The organism is Anaeromicropila herbilytica (genome assembly GCF_016591975.1).
GTDB lineage: Bacteria > Bacillota > Clostridia > Lachnospirales > Lachnospiraceae > Anaeromicropila > Anaeromicropila herbilytica.
Genome location: NZ_AP024169.1, coordinates 4,403,557 through 4,426,446, shown reverse-complemented (window position 1 = coordinate 4,426,446; position 22,890 = coordinate 4,403,557). Strand labels below are relative to the sequence as shown.

Below are 22,890 nucleotides of genomic sequence, written 5' to 3'. Positions count from 1 at the left end.
GATAAATTCTAAATTAACATAATTGAAACTTTAATCGATTTTTAAAATAAAGGACTCTATAAAATAGAATTAGATTCTATTTTATAGGGTCCATTTTAATGATAATTTTTTCTTTTATTCTAAGATAACTTTGACTTCTGAACATTAATTGCAGAAGGACCTTTATTTCCATCGACAATATCAAAGGTTACTTCTTGTCCTTCATGTATGTCTTTATCGGTTCCTTTTTCTTTTACCTGAGAGTGATGTAAGAAAACATCATTTCCACCATTAGTAGATATAAAACCATAACCACGTTCATTATCGAACCATTTTACAACTCCGTTATAATTTGCCATAGTATATTCCTCACTTTATGAATAATAATATAGGTAACTAAAGAACAATATTTATGATACCAATATCAGTGTTTGAAACTTAACTAAATTTTATTACAAAAATTGATGGTAGAATATTAGTGACAAATTTCTTTATTATTTTATAAAATACAAAATTTTGTGTAAAAATATGAAAAAATACAAGATTTATAAGTTATAAGAAGATTATATATAAGCTGAGCTTAATAATAAGATAAATATATTACAAAAAAATCAAAAAACACTAGATTTTTTAATAAGTATTACTTATAATGTTATTGGTGTTGATAAAAAAAATTTAGAGTGCGTTCTAAATTTTTGAAAAATAGAAGAGAGAAGGAGTTTTTTCATGGAAAAGTTTTTTAAACTAAAAGAAAATGGAACAACAGTATCTACAGAAGTAATGGCTGGTTTTACAACATTTTTTGCAATGTCTTACATCATTTTTGTAAATCCATCTATGCTAACATTAGCAGGAACAGCAAAGAATCCAATGCCTGCAGGTGCAGTATTCTTAGCTACAATTATTGCAGCAGCAATTGGTACATTAGTAATGGGTCTTTTTGCAAATGTTCCTTATGCACAAGCACCAGGTATGGGTCTTAATGCATTTTTTACATTTACTGTATGTCAGTTATTAGGGTTTACATGGCAACAAGCACTAGGAATGGTATTCCTATGTGGTATCCTAAATATAATTATAACAGTTACAAAATTCCGTAAGGCAATTATCAAATCTATTCCAGAAAGTTTACAACATGCCATCAGTGGTGGTATTGGTATTTTTATAGCTTACATTGGTATTAAAAATGCTGGACTTTTAAAATTTACTTCTGATCCAGGAACATATGCTCAATTTAAAGATGGAACAGTAGTTGCAAGTAGTGCTGCAACTCCAGGTCTAGTTAATTTTAACACAAAAGCAGTAGTGTTTGCTCTAATTGCGATTGCAATAATGATGCTCTTAATTATCTTAAAAGTAAAAGGCGCAATTATGATTAGTATTATTGCTTCTACTATCATTGGAATTCCTATGGGAATCGTTGATTTATCAAGCGTAGGTGCAACAACTGGATTAGCTGATTCCTTTTCACAATTAAAAGATACTTTTTTAGTTGGATTAGGTCATAAAGGGTTATTATCTTTATTTGATGATGCATCTGAGATTCCATTAGTATTAATGACAATCTTTGCATTTAGTTTATCAGATACATTTGATACAATTGGAACATTTATTGGTACTGGACGTAAGACTGGTATCTTTACCGATGAAGATCTTCAAGCAGTAGAAACAGGTAAGGGCTTTAAGACAAAGATGGAAAGAGCACTTTTTGCAGATGCAATCGCTACATCTATTGGTTCACTTTTTGGTACTTCAAATACAACTACATATGTTGAAAGTGCTGCTGGTATTGGTGCAGGCGGACGTACAGGTTTAACATCTGTAGTTACAGCTCTTCTTTTTATCTTAAGTATGTTCTTAGCACCATTTGTAGGAATTGTTCCAGCACAAGCTACAGCACCAGCACTTATTATTGTAGGTATTATGATGCTTTCTTCATTTAAAGAAATTGATTGGAATGATCTTGATGAAGCTATTCCAGCATTCTTCGCAGCTATCTTTATGGCATTTTGTTATAGTATTTCTTATGGTATTGCTGCAGGATTTATCTTCTACTGTATCGTAAAGATATGCAGAAAGAAAGCAAATGAAGTTCATCCAATTCTTTGGGGTGCAACAGCATTATTTATTTTAAACTTTATCGTACTTGCAATTATTGAATAATATAATATTTTAAATAACAAATATAAGATACTCTTGTCTATTATGGATGGGAGTATTTTTTTTAGGGGTATGGGGATTATTCTAAAGATGCTCAACTTTCATCTAAAAGATTTCTCAAAAATTTATTCTTAATGTGTATATCTCGTCCAAAATTGTGCCATACTATGGTCATTAAGAGAAAGGAGGGATAACTATGGCAAAAGGATCTTCATCAAATAATCAACCAAAACAAAAAGCTAGTTCTTCTAGCAAGGACAAAGCAACTAACTCAACAAGTTCAGATTCTAAACATTCAAGCTTTTCAGGAAGTGGAATGAAAAATACGAATAGCGAGAAATAACTAAGTCTATGATTCGTTAGACAATGGGGTTTGACGAACAAATGATGAAAGAAAACTGCTAATAAATTTATTTTTATAAATAATTTTATTGGCAGTTTTTGTTTTGTAAATATGATTGGTAAATGAGATCAAAAGCCTTTTATAATATACTTTTAAAAATAAAAAAGCATTTGACTCCAACATCAAAAAAATGGAACTATAACAAAAATAAACATTCTTGTTATAATTCCATTTAATTAATAGGAGAAAGTTATCTTTTTCCTATTTTTGTCCTCCAGGGCCGTCGCGACGTTCTGAGCTTGAGCTATTTTTTGCATTTGTGTCGCTATATGCATTTCTAGCATGAGTATTTGCTGCATCTTTTGTGCTAGTAGAATAAGCATTTCTAGTACTTGTAGTGTAGTCATCTTTTGTATTAGTAGAAGAAGCATTTCTAGCGTTTGTATTGTAGTCGTCTTTTGTGCTAGTAGAATAAGCGTTTCTAGCGTTTGTGTTGTAATCGTCTTTTGTACTTGTAGAAGAAGCGTTTCTTGCATTAGTATTGTAGTCGTTTCTTGTACTAGTAGAAGAAGCGTTTCTTGCATTAGTATTGTAGTCATTTCTTGTGCTTGTAGTATAATCGTCTTTTGTGCTAGTTGTATTTGAAACACCTCTTGTATTTAGATTAGAAGCATTTCTTGCATTAGTATTATAATCATTTTTTGTACTAGTGCTATTTTTTGTGCTGCAATCATTTGATGAATTTGTACTATTATTATTTGCCATTGTTAATTCTCCTTTCATGTTGACAACGTGTTTTTGTCTTTATGACTTTACTAGTATAGGAAGTTGAAAAAAATATTATTCAAAATTTATAAATTACAAAAAAATGGCAAGTTATATTGATGAGTTGCCCGACAAATAACCTGTTTGGGAGGTTGTCTAGGCAATTTGCACAAAACAGAAAAACTCATGCTTCATTGAATATGTATAAGAAGATCTAGTTCTCAGATCATTTCATGTAAAACATATGCTAGGACAGATAACTCGCCTTGCTCAGACAGATCTGTCCTAGCATATAACACGAAATAATCCGAGAACAAAATCTTCTAATACCTATTCAAAGGCGCAATCGCTTTTTCTGTTTTGTGTAAATTGCCAGGCTAGATTTTGAAACAGGTAATTTGTCGGGTAACTCATCAATGATATTTATATAGCAGATAAAAAGATAGCTTGACACGATATACAGAATATTCCATAATATGTACAAGAAATAAAGTAAAAAAAAAGAACTAGAAAATGAAATCAAATAAGTAAAATTATATGAATAATCAAAGAATAAGGAGGAGGATAAATGAATGTATTAGAAGTAAGAAATTTATCTAAAAGTTTTGGAAAAACTAAAATAATTAATGATATTTCTTTTCATGTGGGCGAGGGAGAAATAGTTGGATTCGTAGGGCCAAATGGAACTGGAAAGACAACAACGTTAAAAATGATATCGAATCTTATTTGGCCAGATCAGGGAGAAATTGAGATTGCAGGATATAATTTGTTTAAAGAAAGAGAAAAGGCATTGTCAAACCTTGCTGGTATTGTAGAGAATCCAGGACTTTATCAGAATCTAAGTGGCAGAGATAATCTGAAATTTATTCAAAAAATTCGTGGTGTATCAAAAGAAAGATTAGATGAAGTCATTGAAATAACTGGATTAAAGGATAGATTAGATCGTAAAGTTAAAAAATATTCTTTGGGAATGAAACAAAGATTAGCACTTGGAATGTGTATTCTTACAAAGCCTAAGTTCCTTATTCTTGACGAACCTACCAACGGTTTGGATCCAACGGGTACATTTGAGCTTCGTCAGCTAATTGAACGAATGGCAAAGAAGGAGCAAGTTTCTATTTTGTTTTCATCTCATATGTTAGGCGAAGTTGAGAAGTTAGCTAATCGTGTTATTTACATAAAAGAGGGAAGGATAATCAGTGAAAAAGAGCAAGTAAGGAAAGAAGGAATATCCTATTCATTGCTTGTAAATCATAAAGAAAAAGCTGTTAAATTATTTGAAGAGCTAGATTGGATATTAGAGATTAATACAAACGAAAATAACTCAATAAAGATTCGTGTTGAAGAAGAAAAGATTGGTCTCGTGCTAAACCAACTTTGCAAAGAAGAGATAATAGTGTTAGACATGGAAAAAGAGAAAGAAGATTTAGAAGATGTATATAATCAAATCTTCTTATCTGAATAGTGAAATAACTTAAACTTGGTTATAAAAAATGTAATGAATACTTGATAAATTCAGTGGTTACATTATGTGCGACTGAATTTATCAAGTATAATATAATTTTTAGAACTGTTGAGTTGATTTAAAGATTCATAGTTCGAAAGCCTTTAATTCTTATTATTTAATTTCAAGTTCAACAGGGCAATGATCTGATCCGAAGATTCCGGTATGAATCTTTGCATCTACTAATCTGGATTCTAATTCTTTTGAAACACAAAAGTAATCAATACGCCATCCAGCATTTTTCTCTCTAGCTTTAAACATATATGACCACCAAGAGTAGGAATCTACTTGGTCTGGATAGAAATAACGAAAAGTATCAATGAATCCAGATTCAACCAATTCTGTGAATTTTCCTCTTTCTTCATCTGTAAAGCCAGCATTTTTGCGATTTGTCTTTGGATTTTTCAAATCAATTTCTTTATGTGCTACATTAAGATCCCCACAAATAATAACTGGTTTTTTCTTTTCTAGTGTTTTTAAATAATTACGAAAATCATCTTCCCATGTCATACGATATTGTAGCCTAGTTAATTCTCGTTGTGAATTAGGAGTATATACAGTGACCATATAGAAATCTTCATATTCTAGTGTAATTACTCTACCTTCAGTATCATGTTCTTCAATCCCTAATCCATAAGATACCGACAAAGGTTCTTTTTTGGTAAAGATAGCCGTACCGGAATAACCTTTTTTTATTGCATAATTCCAATACTGATAATATCCTTTTAAATCAAGTTCGATTTGCCCCTCTTGAATTTTCGATTCTTGGATACAAAAAATATCCGCATCTATTTCATTAAAAAAATCCATAAAGCCTTTACCTATACAAGCTCTTATTCCATTCACATTCCATGATATTAATTTCATAATATTGTGTACTCCTTTCTTTAGTAACTTTTACTTAGTTGTATTTTAAAATAAAATTGAACTTTTAAATTATAACTTTGTACCTATTATGTTATAAACACACTGAACAAGTTTTAAACATATATTATAATTAATTATTTTTAATAATATAAGTTGTATGTATTATATCATGCTATTTTAATATTTGTATATGAATATACAAATGTATTAGAGAAAATGACAACCTAACATTGATAAATATTATAAAATGCTAGAATTTACGTGGTATTTCAAAAAATCAATTGCACATAATAAGTAATGGTAAAATTCAAAGGAGGTAATTATAATGCCAAAAGATAGTCAACCAGATAATAAAAGAGCTAGAATGGAAAAAGCCAATGGGCAGACACCTATTACAAAGGAAAATCAAAATAAAAATAAAAATGCAAAGAGACAATCGATACCTAATAATGATGTTTGAAAAATATAGGTGATTATACTATTCTATAAAGCTACTTCTGGTTGAATACTTAGAGGTAGATATAAACCATAAGTAGCTTTTGAAATTGATGTTATTTGAATATTTGGAAATTATTGATGTAGTAATAAGGTCTTATTAAATAGAAAAATGCTAGAAATCTGTAAAAAAATATGGTACACTCAATTTAATTGCTGTCTAATAAGGTATTACCTAGATGGTAGTTATTTCTATTTAATTAGAAATAAACATTGGTTATATAGGTTACATATTCATTTAATATCTAACAAAATATTGTTTGATAGATATAAGATTTATTAAAAGGGAGAGAAATTATGAAGAAAAAATTATTGGCATTACTTTTAGTATTTACAATGGTTGTTGGCTTAATAACTGCTTGTAGCAAAAAAGCTGATTTAAGTTGTTGGGATACATTAAGAGAAATGCAAAAGGTTACTAGTGGTACATTTAGCTTTGATATAGCTTTAAAAGTGGATACTACTGAACAAACTAGCGAAGTTCCAGCAGGAGTAGCAGATGCATTAAAAGATCTACATATTAAAGTAGATGGTGTAACTCAATCATCAAAAGGTGAGTTAACAAAAGCTAGTATGAGTTTTAAATATAAATTACCTGATAGTGACAAATATGAAGCTATTACAGATGTAATTTATGATGGAGAAGCTTATTATGTTAATCTTAAAACAATTCGTGAATTTATAAAAGGTCTAAATGATGCATCTATTTCACCATATGCTGAAATATTAAAAGCAGACAATGATTATTTAAAAATTACACAAGATGATATGAAATTCTTAACACAACTGTCAGGTACATCAGTAGAAACACCTGATTTACAAGTATCTGGAGATAATACAAAAGCTGTTCAGATTCTTTCCAATAAAGTGATTACAATATTAGAGAAAACTTCTAAAAATGTAAAACCAGAAATGGTATCTGAAAAGGATGGCACTTACACAATTAATGTAGACAATAATAATTTAGAGTCATTCTTAAAGAGTTTAAAGAAAGTATTAGAGTCTGATGGTGATACTTTATATAAAGAAGCTGTTACAGAAATTAAAAAATTAAAAAATGTTGAACCATCACTTGTAACAGAATTAGAAGATAATCAAGATAAGTTCGTATCAAGCACTACAAAAGGAATTGATGATTTCTTAAAAGATTTTGATAAAGATGCAAAAGGTGAACTTGGATATAAAATGAATTTCTCTTTAGATGGTAAAGAAGGAAGCAGAAAATCCAAAGTTGATTATGATTTTAACTTAAAGAATACAGAAACTAAGGAAAATGTTGGAATGTCATTTAAAGGATCTGTAGATGAAGGAAATAAAGGCGAAGTAACTGTACCTAAGGAAAGTACATCATTAACAGCATTTATGACTAGCCTTATGTCAACTTTAGGCGTTCAATAATAATATATTATATATAACCATTATTTCTAACAAAAAGGTGGAGGATAGTATTAATACTTTCCTTTGCCTTTTTTGATTTCTCAAACAAAATTCAAACAATATGAATATAGAAGTTTATAGAAGTTCAATGATACAACTGTCGAGTCAACATGAGGAGTTGAAAATATGATTATATTCACTCAAATATATAATAAATATGAAGGATTTTGACAACTTGTTTTAAAAATGTAAATTTACAAAATATGTAATTACGCGTTATAATGAAGTCATGATGGGAGATGAATGATTTGGAAGAAGTTATAGTGTTGCATTTATCAGATTTACACATTAATACAGATACCGGAACGAATTCCAATCTTTTAACACAGCTATTAAATGATATAAGAGATCAGATTCAATCGTTTCGAAATATCATTGTAGTTGTTACGGGGGACATTATAGATAGGGGGCAATATAAAAATATCAGGAATGTAATTACTTTTTTTAAAGAGTTAAAAAAAGTAATTGGGAAAAAATTTATTAGTATTCATATTGTGCCTGGAAATCATGATAAGACTCGGAAAATGTGTGATTCGATTTTGGTAAAGGAATGTTTACAAAGTGATAAGATATTAGATGAAGCGTATTATAAAGAGAATTGGGGATATCATTTAATCGCTTTTCAAAAATACAATGAGATGTTAGCCGAGATTTATGAGATTTTTTATAAAGATAAAGAAGTAAATAAAGTTACTTATGGAATAGAAGTAGATCGCGTCGCAAATAAAAATATATGTTTTATTCTATTAAATACTGCCTGGTGTGCAATTGGAGACAATGACAATCGACATCTAAGAGTTGGCGAATTTCAGTTGGCAAAGCTGGAAGCGGAATATATTAGAAAAAAGAATGAATATATTTCAAAAGGTGAAAATATAGATTTAACAATTGCATTAGCACATCATCCTTTAGAATGGCTAGCAGCAAAAGAAGAGGATATGGCAAAGGCGTACTTAATAGCAAATAATAGTTTGAATGTAGATATCTTTATCTGCGGTCATACACATCAGAGAGATACAAGTAATTGGTATAATCATAAACACTCTCTAACAACCTTAGTAACTGGAATTGGTTGGCCTGATAATCTAAGAGAAGTACATCCTGAGAATCATAGATATTCTATCTATAATTTTAATATTGAGTTAAATTCTATTGATATATTTATGAGGAGTTCAAATGATGAAGAGAACTTTGGCTATGATTTTTCTGCATACGTCCATGATGATAATGAGAAGATAAGTAAATTAGTATATCCAATCAAAGCAAATAAGAATCAAACCTATCTCAAACTTAGTACGGAAAATAGTGATTATCAAAAATCATTTTTTTTAAATCAAATATTAATAGAGAAAATTAAATTAGTAATGCGAAGAATTGGTTATTTTCGCAATGTTATGTCCCATATCTGTGGGCAACACAAACATGACTTTATTAATTCTGTATTAGCCGATGTTACCGAAGAGAATAAAAAGAAACTAGAGTTTTTGGATGATTATTTTTTTGATTATAATCTAGAACAAGAAATAAGTGAAGAATTAAAAGAGATATTTCTAGCACAGGAAGAACTAATCTATAGTAATTTTGATAGTTATTTAAGACAAATATGTCAATACTTTAGTGAAGAGGTCTGGGGAGAAATCTTAGAATGCAATGAAACAGTAAGATCTCATTTCAGATATTACAATAAAGAAAATGATTGCTATTATAAGCTGTGTTCCTATCGGCTAGTGAAGAAGAAGGAGAGTACAGTAATTACTGGAATAGAAGATGATCTGTTGCCACTTCAATGGGAAGGGGCAGTTGAAAAAGCATATTACATTAATCGACCGTTAGTGAATAATATTATAAATAATAATTTTAATACAGCAGAAGGAAAATGGAGTAATTTTATCACAGTTGTTCCCGACTTTGAAAAGAATAATTATAGAAAGACAAATAGGAGTCAACGTATTCGAACGGAGCGCCCCTATCTGACATTCGGTATCGCTTGTAATTGTACACAAAGTAATGAAATACTGTATATCTTAGATTATTTAGATATCCACGTTATCATAGGCGAAATTATCGATGATTATCTAAAATATTTTCCGATAGATATCGGTGAATTCGTGAGCAACTTAGGGGACAATGCATAAAATATAATGTGGGAGGATAAGATATGAGTAAGCGAAAGAATCAAGGAGTTAGCGAAGTGGAACGTATTGAAGTGAATGAAATTAGAAACATGAGAAAAAATGAAGAAGTATTAGTTAATAAAATACGCATTAATTCACAGCTTTCAAAACTAGAAAGAAGCAAAAAAGACGAAGAAGCAGTTGTAATATTATGTGAGATTCTTAATGAAGCAATGTGTAAAGAACGTATTAAAAACAAAATCTCAATGAGTGTATCAATGAGTGTTGAAAATATAGTAAAGTGCTTCAAAGATGACATAGAAAGTCTTCCTAAAAATACATTTTTAAAAAAAGTAAGTGCTTCTTAATAAAAAGAGAATTCAAAAAAGATAGAGCGAGGACCAAAGCTACCTTGCTCTATCTTTTTTACAAAGGAGAATCACCTTTTCAATTACGTAGAATTAAGGTAGAATAAAGAAAATAGAAATAAAATGCATATAGGGATTATTTGAGCGTCGCCATAGGCGATAGATAGGAGGCAATATGCTAAGTGAACAAGATAAAGAATTTTTATATAAAACATTAAGTTTTTGGGATAACTTAAAAGAAGAAGAAAAAAACTTAATTTTAAATACTACAGTATCTGTAAAATATGAGAAAGGTGATATCTTACATAACGGCATGAATGAATGTGTAGGGGTGCTCCTTGTAAAAAAAGGAACACTTCGCACGTATATCTTATCCGAGGAAGGAAAAGAAGTAACGTTATATCGACTTACGAATGGTGATTGTTGTATTCTTTCAGCTTCTTGTATATTGAAGGATATTACTTTTGACGTAAGCATTGATGCACAGAGTGATTGTGAAATACTAGTTATGAAAGTGTCAGTTTTTGAACAATTAATGAAGAAAAATGTTTACGTAGAAAACTTTTCTTATAAAGTAACAGCAGAACGTTTTTCAGATGTCATGTGGGCAATGGAACAGATTTTATTTTTACGATTTGATCAGAGACTTGCAATCTTTCTACTGGATGAGTCCAAAAAACAAGGTAGTGATAAGATTACAATGACACATGAAATGATTGCAAAATATCTTGGAAGTGCAAGAGAAGTTGTATCAAGGATGCTAAAATATTTTGCAAATGAGAACATGGTTGAAGTGACAAGAGGCACAATTGAAATAAAGGACAAAAAGAAGTTAAAAGAATTATTGGAATCATAATATGACTTGAGGGATGAATGACCTGTTTGGGAGGGAGTCTAGGCAATTTGCGCAAAACAGAAAAGCTCATGCTTCATTGAATATGTATAAGAAGTTCTAGTTCTCAGATCATTTTGTGTAAAACATATGCTAGGACAGATAACTCACTTCGCTCAGACAGATCTGTCCTAGCATATAACACCAAATGAACTGAGAACAAGATTTTCTAATACATGTTCAAAGGCGCATTCTCTTTTTCTGTCTTGTGCAAATTGCCAAGCTAGATTTTAAACAGGTCATTGGTCATTTGTCGGGTAAACCATATTATGATTCAAGGAGAATAGCCTTATTTTAGATTGCTGAGTGTATGTTATGAAAGGCTTTTAAACTTCGAATTATAAATAAAAATAGAAAATAAAAAGAGTTTCCGTACAGAATGAGTAGTTGATTTCTCATTCAATTATGGAAACTCTAATTATTTTTGAATAATAGATATACTTTATTGTTTTTATTTTACTTCTAACATTCGAAGAATCTCATTTTTAGGTTTAACACCTACGGAACTATTAATGACCTTTCCATTCTTAAATACAGCAAGTGTAGGAATGCTCATTATATGAAAAGCAGAAGCTAATTCAGGTTCTTCATCAATATTAACTTTACATACTTTAATCACATCATTTACTTCTAGAGCAATTTCATCAACGGTTGGAGATAGCATTTTACATGGGCCACACCAATTAGCCCAGAAGTCTAATAAGACTGGCGTATCAGAGTGAAGAACCTCTTTTTCAAAATTATCACGAGTTATTTTTACAGTATTCATGGGAATCCTCCTTATAATATAATTCATATTTTACTATTGAGATATTATTTAAATTGATATCATGGTTTAGGGAAAGGTAGCACATATTCACAATTTAGTGAAGTGATTTCACTTGCTTGCAAAGGTGAAATCACAAACGTTGAGGGTGAAAGCGTTTTTCTTTTTCACTTAATCTATTGATTTATACACGGTATACATTCAGTAAACTTAGATTTCGCTTCTTTCCCTTGAATCTTTATATTTATATTATATAAGAAATATAATTTGAATACAGTAACTTAGTCACAGAAGAAGGAGATTCTATCTATTTTTTTATGGAATGTTCATGTAACTTTTTCTATTCGCATATGATAGTACTAGATAATATGCTAAAGGAGAAATTATATGTCATTTGTCAATCGGTTCAATAAGCAAATATATGGCGGAATCGTATTTACAGGAAATACTCTTGGTGTATCCAAAAAAGAAAAGGAATTATTGGCCGGAACGCACCATAGTATTGGTGCTTTTATAACAACAGATAATAATCTATCGTTTCAAGACTTTGGATTCCAAACGACAAATGATTATACAAAGAACCGTTCAAATGCCAATCTAGTATTACCAGATGACATAGAGATTCTATATGCCGAGTTAATCTGGGGAGGTAGAAGTAAAATAATATATGATGGAGCGGAGTATTCTGTAAAGGATAAAATAGATGATGATATAATTCTATGGACGCCTGGAATGGAAGAAGGTCATAAAATAACTCCGTCTGCCGAGACAAGGTTTGATAGGGGATTTTCACTATTTGAGAATGATCTATTCTACATAAGGACAGCCGAAGTGACAGAATTGGTTAAGTATCAAAAATCTGGGGTATATGGGGTGGGGCATGTTCCGTCAGTATTGTTTGCGAAAGATTCCTATTCCTTTTGTGGATGGACACTCGCGGTTATCTATGAGACTGTGGAGCATTTAGAATGTCGCCAGGTTAGTCTTTATGTAGGTGGAGAAATAATTGAATATAAGAATAAAAATATTTCATTAATAATAGATGATATTAAGATTCCAAAAGAGTATCAAAATAATGCGAAGCTCTTATTAAGCGCTTCTATGGGAGGGTATCATACTTTAGGAAGTGAAGTATATTTTGGAAGTGAAAATAATCGATTAAGAAAAAAAGCATTGCTTGGATCAAACAATCTTGCACATCATTTTTTTGCAGGTCAGATCAATGGTATGGATGGCATGCTGGATAAAACAGGAACATTAGGTGATAAAAATCATAAGTTAAAGACCTCATCTATGATATACGATGCTACTGTCGGTGCAAGGGTAGGATGGGATATTACAGCAATTGACGTATCAGACAAAGTAACAGGGTTAGATGAAAGTCTTGACCTAACATTTCATACAGAAGGAGCAGGTTATTTAGTTAATGCAGTAGGATTAGAGTTTGATGCAGTTAATAATAAAGTGACGATTAATAAAGAGGTTTCAAGTCATTTTGTTAATGAAAGAGATGAAATCATAGTAACATTAACTATTTCGAATGAGGGAAGCAGTTGTGTACGGGATGTATTTGTAACAGATAGTATACCAGATGAAATGATAGTACTAGAAGATGGAATAACAGTTACGAACCACAAACATGGTGTATCCAAACATAAGAATGAAATTAATTTTATGTTAGGAGAACTAACTCCAATACCATGTGGAGGATTAAGTGTTGTAGTAAGTTATAGACTGAAAGCAAAGGCACAGAATAGCTTCCATGAATATAAAACATTTGCAACAGTGCATTATTACTGTCAGGAACTAGAGGAAGAAAAATATACAACGAGCAATCCGATTACATTTATCAAAGAAAATGACGGTTTTTACATTCAAATGGAAGCAAAAAAGAGCAAGGAAAATGAAAGCGAGAATGTGAATAATAGCATTGTTATGAAAGAAACCATAAAAAATATCAGTAAATTTCCTATCTCTAATATAGTGATACTACATAATTTAAAAGGAAATGCAATATATAGCCCTGTCGTAAGAATTAATGGTAAAGATGAAAGATGCGATATTGCATCGGGAGTAATTCTAGAGTCTCTTGAATCAGGTCATGTATGTAATCTTGAATACAAGATTAAAATTAGAAAAGAGGAAGACGGACTCATAGATTATGATACATATAAAGGAAGCATCCATAATCAAGTAGAGGTATCAGGAATCTATAAAGATGCAGAAGAAGGATATGTTGCAAGATTTAAATCTCAAACAAGTAAAGAACTAAAACAGACGATTCCGAGATTAGAGATAGATAAAATATCAGATAAGATACTGATAGGAAAGCCAGGCGATCGAATTAGTTTTACACTTACAGTATCTAATATAGGTAATGTCAGTGTTCATAATATTATTGTAACAGATAAAATCCAACAAGGTATGTCCTATGTAAAGAATTCAACAAGAATTAATCAAGGAGTAGCTTTTCACGCAAATCCTGAGAAGGGAATACGAATTGGTGATCTAGATAGTGAAGGTAGTTGTGTGATTACTTATCAAGCTGCTTTATTAACTTAGAGGGAAGGGAGAAACATGGAGGATAATAAAGAAGAAACCGCTTATGTTGTAGGTGAATACATTGAGAATATTAGTGGTATAATTAAAATGGTAGAAAATAGAAGTAATCCCTGGAAGGTCATGATAAGGAGCCCTAAAAAGTGGGTGTTAGATCGTCCTGTTTTTAATGAAAGCCATCCTGACATACAAGAAGAAAAGAAAGTAAAACGGCCGAGTATCGTACTCAAAAAGCAAATAAGTGAAAGTTTTGATGTTCAAGAGGATGCGTATTCGGTACAATGTAATATATTCTATCGTAGTTCACAGGCTATCTCATTTAATGCCTTAGGAACTGCTAGTATTCCTTATGAGGTAGTACTAAGTTATGAAAATGAAGAAAAAGAATCGAGAAAACTTACTAAAAAAGGTGAAGTAGCACTTATGAATGAAAGTCAACGAAATCAAGCTTTTCAGGCGAAAGTTACATTCGATAATCACTCTATACATAGGGATGGTAATGATGATATTGTTGTAACAGCATTAATTATAATAGAATTGTAAACTCAATAGCAAATAAATGCCATATTTTACATTTTTATTGCAAAAATATAAGGAATTATATATACTATTTATATAAACAAAAAGAACTTCAAAACAACACGAATGGATATGGAATAATCTCAGATAAGAATGGTGTGATTAGAGTGAAATAAAGCGTTTCACACGTTGAATTTAGGCCTGCGAGCAAGTCGCAGGCATGGACGTTAGTGTGAAATAAAGCGTTTCACACCCTTGATTTGTACGTCGCCTTAGGTGACAGAAGGGAGCTTTTATGAGAAAAGTGATAACAATCAGTAGACAATATGGTAGTGGTGGAAGAGAAATTGGTGAAAAGCTTGCGAAGGAATTAGGAATCCCATTTTATGATGGTGAGTTAATATCTAGAGCAGCTAAGGAAAGTGGTTTTTCTGAGCAAGCATTTGAAAGGGCTGAAGAGAAGATTACCAATAGCTTACTATACTCCATAGCAATGGGAATGGGCTCTTATGGTAATAGCGAATTAGGATTCACCAACCTTTCTTTAGATGATAGAATCTATTTAGCACAAGCTGATGTAATACGAAAAGTAGCAAGCGAAGGCCCTTGTGTTATCGTAGGAAGATGTGCGGACTATATTCTAAAGGGAAGAAAAGAATTAGTTAATATTTTTATCTGGGCGGACATAAAAGATAGGGTTAAGAGAGCTACAACGCAGTATGGGCTTGTAGAACATAAGGCAGAAGAGAACATCTTAAAGATTGATAAAAGAAGAGCAAATTACTATAATTATCATGCCAACGAAAAATGGGGAAGGGCTGAAAATTATGACTTCTCAATTAATACAAGTTACACAGGCATTGATCATGCAGTGCAATGCATTAAAACGTTTATTTTAAAAGGAGATAGTGAATGAAACTAAAGGATAAAATGAATAAGCAATATACACAGGTTGCGATTTATGTAATTATTACGTGCATTGTTATTTATTCACTTAGTCTTGTTGCTAAAAATGCACCAGTAATATTAGATGGAATCTTTGAGAAATTATCATGGTTCTTTTCTGTAGTCAAACCTGTAATATTTGGTTTTGTCTTTGCTTATTTAGTAGAACCTCTGGTTGTATTTTTTGAAAAGCAATATGGTAAGATTAAGTTTTTAAAGAAAAAGAAACAAAAATCACTAAGAATGTATGGTGTTATAACAACAATATTAATTTTATTAGTATTTATTGCAGTAATCATCTCATTATTAGTGTATAGTGTTACAGATCAATTACGAGTAGCTAATTTTGATGACCTTGTTATTCTTAGTAAAGAATATGTAAGTTCCATTAATGATTTATATAATACATTACTTCAAAAATTAAATAGCATTGATATACAATCAGTGGAATTTTCAAATTATATCAAACAAGCATCAACCTATATATTAGGAATAATAAAGGAAATTGCGAATGGTGCAGTTTCTTCATTAAGTAATTTCTCCGGTTATTTAACAACATTTTTATTTACCTTAATTATTGGTATATACTTTATGATTGATGGAAAGATTATAAAAGCTTATATTAGCAAAGTGTTTTATGCACTATTTAATGATCGAACCAATCATCGTGTTCGTGGATTAATAAAAGATGCGGACAGCGTGTTCTCAGGATATATTAGAGGTCAGTTAATGGATGCAACGGTGATGATGTTCTTGATTGGAATATCATTATCAATTGTTGGTATTAAATTCTCTGTACTAATTGGTATTATTGCAGGTATTGGTAATCTAATTCCTTATTGTGGACCATTCATCGCTTATGCGGGAACAATTCTTGTATGTTTAATGAATGGAGATATTAAGCATCTGATTATAGGAGTTATTGTATTATTAGTTATTCAAACCATAGATGCTAATATCATAGGACCAAAGTTATTAAGTCAGTGTATTGAGATACATCCTCTATTGGTTATTATTTCGTTAATCTTCGGTAGTGCAGTAGGTGGATTATTTGGAATGTTATTAGCAGTACCTGTGGGTGCATTTATTAAATTATTATTTGTACGTTTTATTGATTACCGAATTGATATGAAAGAGCAACAAAAAGAGTTAGAAGATCAAGAATCAGAATAATGGATTGAGTTAATAAAAGAAATTTATTAGAAAGGAATATAATATCAGAAGGATAAAAGGTTTTGGCTATTAATTAGTCAAAGCCTTTTTACGTATGTGCTCAAATTATATTGGATATAAAATAAAATCATATATAGGAATACTATATTATAGATGATGTATTGTGTTTACTGCTATAAAAAGTAAGGAAAATTTAAGATTTTATATAGTTAATCAGTAATAATATTAATATAGTATGGAAGTAAAAAGATAAACTACTAACATTCGCCAAAAGTGGAATCTGGAGTATTTTGATTAACGGAAAAAGGAGAATCAATATCTTAGAATAGGATAAGCAATCATATGGTAAAAGGGGTGAGAGAAAGATTGGCTACAGAGATAGAGAAGGTTATTGAAGTTAAAAATGTAAAGAAAATATATCGCATGGGTCATGAAAAGATATGTGCGGTTGATGGCGTGGATTTTGAGATACTAAAAGGAGAGTTCTGTTGTCTACTAGGTACTTCTGGCTCTGGAAAGTCTACGTTATTAAATTTAATGGCTGGAATTGAGCGAATTACAAGTGGACAAATTATCATAAAAGGTAAAAATATTCATAAAATGAATGAAAAGAGCCTTGCAAAATTCAGACAAAGATATTTAGGCTTTGTTTTTCAATCTTATAATTTAATGAATTCGATGACTGCGTTAGAAAATGTGGAGTTTCCGCTTGTTTTTAAAAGAGTAAATACAAAGAAACGTAAAAAACTAGCAAGAGAAATGCTCATTAAAGTTGGGTTGGAGAAAAGATTAAATCATAAACCGAAAGAAATGAGTGGTGGACAGCAACAAAGAGTTGGTATTGCAAGAGCATTTGTTGCAAAGCCTGAGATCGTATTTGCAGACGAGCCTACAGGTAATCTAGATACTAAGACCACGATGGAAGTAATGGATCTAATTAAATCAATTGCAAAAACAAATAATCAGACCATTGTTATGGTTACACATGATAAGAGACTAGCAGATTATGCAGATAAGATTATTCATATCCTAGATGGGAAAATACAAGAAGTCGAGATCGTTCATGATGTAAGAGAAAAGAGGGAGAGTAAGACTCAAGAAAATAGTAGTGAGGAAGAGATAGAAGCAAAAGAACAGATACAAGAAAAAGAACTAATACAAGAACAAGAAGAACTAAATGGAAAATAAATAGTATTGAAACATCTACCATACCTATTAGGGATTTCAAAACTTTAATGGGTTATCAAAAATTGAAAGGCATGGGGACAAGAATGAAAAAGTTTATTAGATTAAAAAGGTGGATTGCTCTGTTATTAATCTTATTATTGAGTGGAAGCCATTATTCCTTAAAAGTATTAGCGGAGGATGTAGCAGATCCTGTACCAGAGATTATATTAGGCGAGAATATGGATCCTATAAAAGCAATAGCAGGTTCAAAAGTTACGGTTTTAGTTCCTGTAAAATCGGTAAATGTAGTAACAAAAGATCCAGTTATATCCGTAGATCTTAAAGATACACCATTTACACTAGATTCTAAGATTGATATGATTTATTCAACTACAGGTAAGATATCGGATGAATCATCAATTAAAGCAACAGATACAATTAATACATATTCTAACACTTATGTACGTTTTACCTTAAATGTAAAAGAGACAGCAAAAGCTACAGACTATAATCTAACATTGAATTTTAAAGTAAAATTATTGAGTGGTAATAAAACACAAAAAGTAAGTCTAGATCCTGTTGTTATTGAAGTAACAAATCAAAAAGCGGCAGCTAATTTATCCGTATCCAATACTTCTTATAATGCAACACTAGAATCAGGTGCGAAGTTTAACCTAAGATTATCAATTAATAATGCAGGTGATCTTGCAGCTAATAAGGTAAAAGTATCATTGGATGGATATGCAGACGATGGAATATTACCTAATTACAATTCAAGTAGCTTCAATTTAAGTTCAATCACTGGAGGAACTACAACGGATGTAGTTGTACCATTAATGGTATCAAAGACAGCAAAAGCAGGAAAGAAAAAATTAACGGTTACGATGAAATATAAGACAGTAGATGGAGAGGATAAAACAGAAGATTCAACAATCTATCTTGATGTTATCAAGAGTACAGCGAACATTCCAGATGTAATCATCTCAAATACTTCTTATGCAAACAATATAAAAGCAGGTAAAGATTTTAATTTTATTGTAAGTCTTAGAAATAAAGGCGCTGCAAAAGCAAAGGCTATTAAAGTAGCAGTTACGAATGGCTATTCTTCAGAAGGATTAATACCAAACTATACTACAGAGAAAATAACTGCAAGTGATCTATCATCAGGAGGAAAAACAAAAATAAAGATTCCTATGATTGTATCAAAGACAGCAACATCAGGGGTAAAAACGTTAGCTTTAGAAATTAGTTATACGGATAGCGCTGGAAATGATTATACAGTAAAATCCAATGTATATCTTGAAGTGGCAGCAGCAGATGGAGTTGCGGCAGATGGTAAGCCTAATCTAATCATAAGTGATGTAATACAAAGTCCATCAGCCCCTCAAGCAGGTGCAAATGCAAGTGTTACCTATACTATTCAGAATAAGAGTAAAGTAGATATTAAAGAAATGAAGATTGCAGCAACGAATCTGACTAATGCTAATTTTAGCCCTACTACTTCGGAGCCTTATACTTATGTAGAAAGTTTAAAAGCGGGGCAGAAGAAACAGATCACTATGCAATTAGAAGTATCAAAATCAATACCAGAAGGACTTAACGATCTGGATGTCTCCTTAGCATATAAGATAGCATCAGGAAAAGAATACACAGATACAGCTAAGTTATATATTAGAGATGTTGTAAATGATCTAGGTGCACAAAAAAGTAAGCCTAAGCTGATTATTTCTAAATTTTCAACTGGTAAAGGTAACCTAGTAGCAGGTAAGACTTTTAAGTTTAAATTCGCAATCAATAATACGAACCGCAATATCAGCGCTAATAATATTAAAGTTACAATATCATCCGCAGATAATGTGTTTTCAATTATTAATGGCAGTAATACCTTTTATATTCCAACGATAAAAGCTGGAGATACCGTAGAAAAGACAGTTCAATTAAAGATTAAATCAGACTCAGTAACCAAAGCGTATCCAATTGAAGTTAAATTTGAATATGATTATGTAGGTCTAGAAAAAGTAAAAACATCAAGTGGGGTTTCGGATTCAGTAATTGAATCAGAGACACTAAATATACCAGTTCTAGAGAATGCGAGACCAGTAGTCAATAACATTGCTGTAGGTACTAATGGACCAGCAACTGTTAATATGCCTACTACACTAAACTTTGAATTCTATAATATGGGACGTTCTACTTTAAATAATGTTATGGCTCGTGTAAAAGGTGATTTTACTGCTACAAGTAATATGATATATATAGGTAATGTAGAAGCAGGAAGCAGTGATATGCAAGAAATTGAAGTAACACCAACGGTAGAAGGTCAAAGTAAAGGTGTACTAGTTATCTCGTATGAAGATAGTAATGGTGATACCATAGATAAAGAGTTCCCATTCGAGGCGACTATTCAAGGGGCTACGCCTATGGATAATACAGGAATGACAGATATGCCAATTGTAAATAAACCAACTGCTAAAAAACCAATCGTAAAGACATGGATGTTTGTGCTTATTCAGCTAGTAATCGTTGCGGGTGGAATCCCAATTGCTAGAAAAACAACAATTGGTTTGTATAAGAAAAAACTTAGAAAACAAGAAGAAGAATTCTAGGAGGAAAAGTCATGAAAGTATTTATGAATGAGAATTATCAAGTCCATGTAATTATAGATCACTCAGTTGGTGCGAAAGCAGAAGTTCTTAATATGGTACATAAAAATAATATTATAAATTCTGAGGTTACAGTAAAACAAAGTGTTGATAGCACGAATAGTTCAGATAGTACCACAGCTACGGATGATACAGCAGCTGCTAACACAGATGGGACAACAAATACCAATTCAGAAGGAAGTACCGATTCTAGCAATACTGGAACAGATACAACGAATTCTGATTCATCCAACACAGGAACTAACACAGATGCTACTGCAGGTGATAGTACAACCGGAACAGATGGAAGCGCCACCGGAACAGATGGAAGTACCACCGGAACAGATGGAAGCACAACTGGAACAGATGAAAGCTCAACTGGAACAGATGGAAGTGCCACCGGAACAGATGAAAGTGCAACTGGAACAGATGAGAGTACAACTGGAACAGATGGAAGCACAACAGGAACGGATGAAGGCGCAACTGGAACGGACGAGAGTGCGACAGGAACAGATGGAAGTTCCACAACAGATGGGAAAGATACTGGTACAACCAATGGAGAGACAGCAGTTCAAGGGGTAGACGAGGAATCAGTAGCTGGTGTAGAAGGTGGGGGAGCAGGTGCTGATATGACAGGAATGGGTGCTACAACAGTACAAAAAGTGAAAGAACCTCTACTAGCCAAATGGCCAGCTGTTATAGGAATCTCAATGATAACATTATCTCTTGCAATATTACTTGGTGTCTTCTTAGCAAAGAAGAGAATTAAAAAAGGAATTGAGTTATATGAGGATTAGTGATTTATTAAAAATGGGACTTCGTAACCTTAGTAGGCGAAAAGCTAGAACAGCCCTTACTGTTATAGGCGTGGTAATTGGTACAATCTCAATTGTAGTTATGGTATCCATAGGAATTGGAATGAATGCTAGCTTTAAATCACAAGTTATGGAGCAAGGTGATATTAATACAATTACTGTGCAAAAATATAGTTATTCTACTGATGAGAAAGGTAATGTAACCGATAGTAAGGAGCAAGTTATTGATGATACATTGCTAAGTCAGATAAAGCAACTAACTCATGTGAAATATGCTACTGGAGTTTATAGTAGAGATGTTCAGTTATATAGTGGTAAATACATGGGTTACGGTAGTGTAACTGCTATGGATTATGAGGGCTTTTCTTATTTTAATTTACCAGGATTAACTCTTGGAACCTATCCTGATGTTAAGGGATCCGATAAATTAGTCTTTGGTAATCAGGTGTTAATGGGATTCTACAATCCAAGAGCCATGAATAGTATGATGTCTACTCCAATTACGATTGATCCAGCAAAAGATAAGATTACGTTATCCTTTGACAATGGGCAATATGAAAGAAATCCGAAGAAGAAGGAAAAAAGAATTATTCTAAAGAATATAGGCACTATGGAAGAATCGAATGATTGGCAATATAGCTATTCTATTTGTATGGATAGTGATTATTTCAAGAAATTATATAGTGAGTATATAACAACTTTAAAAGTTGAAGGAAGAAAACAGGCGAAGAAATCATTAGCTGCTTATGATAATATTAAAGTGCGAGTGGATAATGTTAAGAATGTAACCAAAGTTCAGAAGCAAATCAAAGAACTTGGATATGGCTCCGATAGTCTTGGAAGTACCCTTGAGACAATGGAACAAACATCAAATATGTTACAAATGGTTCTTGGTGGAGTAGGAGCAGTAGCCATGTTGGTATCAGCAATTAGTATTGCAAATACAATGGTAATGTCAATCTATGAGAGAACAAAAGAAATTGGTGTAATGAAAGTATTAGGTTGCTTTATTACCGATATCAAGAAATTATTCTTATTTGAAGCTGCAATGATTGGAATGATTGGAGGCGTGATTGGTATTATACTAAGTTATATTGCATCTTATTGCATTAATAAATTTGGAGCACCGCTATTTAAGACGCTGCTATCGAATTCTTCTATGTATGATATGGCAAATGCTAGATTTTCAATCATACCTTTTTGGTTGCCATTCTTAGCAGCTGGATTTGCAATAGGTGTTGGTATCATATCAGGTTATTACCCAGCGAAAAGAGCAACGAAAATCAGTGCAATTGAAGCTATGAAGACAGAAAGTTAAATTATAGATATAATATAGCAAACAAGGTTAAACTGTAACAAATAATAATTGCCACATCTTTT

Annotated in this window: 20 protein-coding genes; 16 read left to right on the top strand and 4 right to left on the bottom strand. The window is 31.6% G+C overall.

Annotated elements, in window-relative coordinates; translation table 11 throughout:
* Window positions 1-119: 119 nt before the first annotated feature.
* A complete protein-coding gene (locus bsdtb5_RS18835; protein ID WP_271713506.1) occupies window positions 120-338 on the bottom strand; it encodes a cold-shock protein in 219 nt (72 codons plus the stop codon).
* A 367-nt stretch (window positions 339-705) separates the two neighbouring features.
* Here bsdtb5_RS18835 and bsdtb5_RS18830 point away from each other — a divergent pair, with 367 nt between their 5' ends.
* Together bsdtb5_RS18830 and bsdtb5_RS18825 are read left to right on the top strand one after the other, a co-directional pair.
* On the top strand, window positions 706-2,142 hold the full coding sequence (locus tag bsdtb5_RS18830) for an NCS2 family permease (protein ID WP_271713505.1): 1,437 nt from the start codon (window positions 706-708) through the stop codon (window positions 2,140-2,142).
* Window positions 2,143-2,335: 193 nt separating this feature from the next.
* Window positions 2,336-2,482: a hypothetical protein gene (locus bsdtb5_RS18825; RefSeq protein ID WP_271713504.1), complete on the top strand. Its 147-nt coding sequence runs from the start codon at window positions 2,336-2,338 to the stop codon at window positions 2,480-2,482.
* Between the two features lie 261 nt (window positions 2,483-2,743).
* Here the strand turns inward: bsdtb5_RS18825 and bsdtb5_RS18820 are convergent, their stop codons facing one another.
* The gene (locus bsdtb5_RS18820) at window positions 2,744-3,247 is read right to left on the bottom strand and encodes a hypothetical protein (protein WP_271713503.1); all 504 of its coding nucleotides are present in this window, start codon (window positions 3,245-3,247) and stop codon (window positions 2,744-2,746) included.
* A gap of 568 nt (window positions 3,248-3,815) precedes the next feature.
* Here bsdtb5_RS18820 and bsdtb5_RS18815 point away from each other — a divergent pair.
* Entirely contained in the window at window positions 3,816-4,712 is an 897-nt protein-coding gene (locus bsdtb5_RS18815) for an ABC transporter ATP-binding protein (RefSeq protein WP_271713502.1), read from the top strand.
* Between the two features lie 153 nt (window positions 4,713-4,865).
* Here the strand turns inward: bsdtb5_RS18815 and bsdtb5_RS18810 are convergent, their stop codons facing one another.
* Window positions 4,866-5,618: an exodeoxyribonuclease III gene (locus bsdtb5_RS18810; RefSeq protein ID WP_271713501.1), complete on the bottom strand. Its 753-nt coding sequence runs from the start codon at window positions 5,616-5,618 to the stop codon at window positions 4,866-4,868.
* Between the two features lie 325 nt (window positions 5,619-5,943).
* Here bsdtb5_RS18810 and bsdtb5_RS18805 point away from each other — a divergent pair, with 325 nt between their 5' ends.
* The 5 genes from bsdtb5_RS18805 (at window position 5,944) to bsdtb5_RS18785 (ending at window position 10,888) form a co-directional block, all read left to right on the top strand.
* Complete coding sequence (locus tag bsdtb5_RS18805; protein ID WP_271713500.1) at window positions 5,944-6,078, top strand: hypothetical protein; 135 nt, start codon at window positions 5,944-5,946, stop codon at window positions 6,076-6,078.
* A gap of 332 nt (window positions 6,079-6,410) precedes the next feature.
* Complete coding sequence (locus tag bsdtb5_RS18800) at window positions 6,411-7,511, top strand: hypothetical protein (RefSeq protein WP_271713499.1); 1,101 nt, start codon at window positions 6,411-6,413, stop codon at window positions 7,509-7,511.
* Between the two features lie 287 nt (window positions 7,512-7,798).
* Entirely contained in the window at window positions 7,799-9,685 is a 1,887-nt protein-coding gene (locus bsdtb5_RS18795; protein WP_271713498.1) for a metallophosphoesterase family protein, read from the top strand.
* A gap of 23 nt (window positions 9,686-9,708) precedes the next feature.
* On the top strand, window positions 9,709-10,032 hold the full coding sequence (locus tag bsdtb5_RS18790) for a hypothetical protein (protein ID WP_271713497.1): 324 nt from the start codon (window positions 9,709-9,711) through the stop codon (window positions 10,030-10,032).
* Between the two features lie 175 nt (window positions 10,033-10,207).
* On the top strand, window positions 10,208-10,888 hold the full coding sequence (locus bsdtb5_RS18785; RefSeq protein WP_271713496.1) for a Crp/Fnr family transcriptional regulator: 681 nt from the start codon (window positions 10,208-10,210) through the stop codon (window positions 10,886-10,888).
* 487 nt (window positions 10,889-11,375) lie between these two features.
* On the opposite strand, the gene trxA is transcribed toward bsdtb5_RS18785, so the two are convergent.
* Window positions 11,376-11,693 carry a thioredoxin gene (gene trxA / locus bsdtb5_RS18780; RefSeq protein WP_271713495.1) on the bottom strand — a complete coding sequence of 106 codons (318 nt, stop codon included), beginning with the start codon at window positions 11,691-11,693 and terminating at the stop codon, window positions 11,376-11,378.
* 384 nt (window positions 11,694-12,077) lie between these two features.
* Here trxA and bsdtb5_RS18775 point away from each other — a divergent pair, with 384 nt between their 5' ends.
* The 8 genes from bsdtb5_RS18775 to bsdtb5_RS18740 all read left to right on the top strand — a co-directional run bounded on the left by bsdtb5_RS18775 (window position 12,078) and on the right by bsdtb5_RS18740 (window position 22,828).
* Window positions 12,078-14,252, top strand: coding sequence for a DUF11 domain-containing protein (locus bsdtb5_RS18775; protein ID WP_271713494.1), 2,175 nt, complete (start codon window positions 12,078-12,080; stop codon window positions 14,250-14,252).
* Window positions 14,253-14,267: 15 nt separating this feature from the next.
* Window positions 14,268-14,792, top strand: coding sequence for a hypothetical protein (locus bsdtb5_RS18770; protein WP_271713493.1), 525 nt, complete (start codon window positions 14,268-14,270; stop codon window positions 14,790-14,792).
* A 271-nt stretch (window positions 14,793-15,063) separates the two neighbouring features.
* Window positions 15,064-15,684: a cytidylate kinase-like family protein gene (locus tag bsdtb5_RS18765; protein ID WP_271713492.1), complete on the top strand. Its 621-nt coding sequence runs from the start codon at window positions 15,064-15,066 to the stop codon at window positions 15,682-15,684.
* The gene (locus bsdtb5_RS18760) at window positions 15,681-16,886 is read left to right on the top strand and encodes an AI-2E family transporter (protein WP_271713491.1); all 1,206 of its coding nucleotides are present in this window, start codon (window positions 15,681-15,683) and stop codon (window positions 16,884-16,886) included. Before bsdtb5_RS18765 ends, bsdtb5_RS18760 begins: the two co-directional genes overlap by 4 nt.
* 342 nt (window positions 16,887-17,228) lie before the next feature.
* Entirely contained in the window at window positions 17,229-18,074 is an 846-nt protein-coding gene (locus bsdtb5_RS18755) for an ABC transporter ATP-binding protein (protein WP_271713490.1), read from the top strand.
* Window positions 18,075-18,157: 83 nt separating this feature from the next.
* The gene (locus bsdtb5_RS18750) at window positions 18,158-20,659 is read left to right on the top strand and encodes a COG1361 S-layer family protein (protein ID WP_271713489.1); all 2,502 of its coding nucleotides are present in this window, start codon (window positions 18,158-18,160) and stop codon (window positions 20,657-20,659) included.
* 11 nt (window positions 20,660-20,670) lie between these two features.
* Window positions 20,671-21,492 carry a hypothetical protein gene (locus tag bsdtb5_RS18745; protein ID WP_271713488.1) on the top strand — a complete coding sequence of 274 codons (822 nt, stop codon included), beginning with the start codon at window positions 20,671-20,673 and terminating at the stop codon, window positions 21,490-21,492.
* Window positions 21,482-22,828, top strand: a complete 1,347-nt coding sequence (locus tag bsdtb5_RS18740; protein WP_271713487.1) for an ABC transporter permease — start codon at window positions 21,482-21,484, stop codon at window positions 22,826-22,828. Before bsdtb5_RS18745 ends, bsdtb5_RS18740 begins: the two co-directional genes overlap by 11 nt.
* The last annotated feature ends 62 nt before the right edge of the window (window positions 22,829-22,890 follow it).

Coding starts and splice junctions, on each gene's coding strand:
- bsdtb5_RS18805 (WP_271713500.1), top strand. CDS start 5,944: ATGCCAAAAGATAGTCAACCAGATAATAAAAGAGCTAGAATGGAAAAA.
- bsdtb5_RS18785 (WP_271713496.1), top strand. CDS start 10,208: ATGCTAAGTGAACAAGATAAAGAATTTTTATATAAAACATTAAGTTTT.
- bsdtb5_RS18740 (WP_271713487.1), top strand. CDS start 21,482: ATGAGGATTAGTGATTTATTAAAAATGGGACTTCGTAACCTTAGTAGG.
- bsdtb5_RS18745 (WP_271713488.1), top strand. CDS start 20,671: ATGAAAGTATTTATGAATGAGAATTATCAAGTCCATGTAATTATAGAT.
- bsdtb5_RS18820 (WP_271713503.1), bottom strand. CDS start 3,247: ATGGCAAATAATAATAGTACAAATTCATCAAATGATTGCAGCACAAAA.
- bsdtb5_RS18750 (WP_271713489.1), top strand. CDS start 18,158: ATGAAAAAGTTTATTAGATTAAAAAGGTGGATTGCTCTGTTATTAATC.
- bsdtb5_RS18815 (WP_271713502.1), top strand. CDS start 3,816: ATGAATGTATTAGAAGTAAGAAATTTATCTAAAAGTTTTGGAAAAACT.
- bsdtb5_RS18760 (WP_271713491.1), top strand. CDS start 15,681: ATGAAACTAAAGGATAAAATGAATAAGCAATATACACAGGTTGCGATT.
- bsdtb5_RS18775 (WP_271713494.1), top strand. CDS start 12,078: ATGTCATTTGTCAATCGGTTCAATAAGCAAATATATGGCGGAATCGTA.
- bsdtb5_RS18830 (WP_271713505.1), top strand. CDS start 706: ATGGAAAAGTTTTTTAAACTAAAAGAAAATGGAACAACAGTATCTACA.
- bsdtb5_RS18755 (WP_271713490.1), top strand. CDS start 17,229: ATGGTAAAAGGGGTGAGAGAAAGATTGGCTACAGAGATAGAGAAGGTT.
- bsdtb5_RS18800 (WP_271713499.1), top strand. CDS start 6,411: ATGAAGAAAAAATTATTGGCATTACTTTTAGTATTTACAATGGTTGTT.
- bsdtb5_RS18825 (WP_271713504.1), top strand. CDS start 2,336: ATGGCAAAAGGATCTTCATCAAATAATCAACCAAAACAAAAAGCTAGT.
- bsdtb5_RS18770 (WP_271713493.1), top strand. CDS start 14,268: ATGGAGGATAATAAAGAAGAAACCGCTTATGTTGTAGGTGAATACATT.
- bsdtb5_RS18765 (WP_271713492.1), top strand. CDS start 15,064: ATGAGAAAAGTGATAACAATCAGTAGACAATATGGTAGTGGTGGAAGA.
- bsdtb5_RS18790 (WP_271713497.1), top strand. CDS start 9,709: ATGAGTAAGCGAAAGAATCAAGGAGTTAGCGAAGTGGAACGTATTGAA.
- bsdtb5_RS18810 (WP_271713501.1), bottom strand. CDS start 5,618: ATGAAATTAATATCATGGAATGTGAATGGAATAAGAGCTTGTATAGGT.
- trxA (WP_271713495.1), bottom strand. CDS start 11,693: ATGAATACTGTAAAAATAACTCGTGATAATTTTGAAAAAGAGGTTCTT.
- bsdtb5_RS18835 (WP_271713506.1), bottom strand. CDS start 338: ATGGCAAATTATAACGGAGTTGTAAAATGGTTCGATAATGAACGTGGT.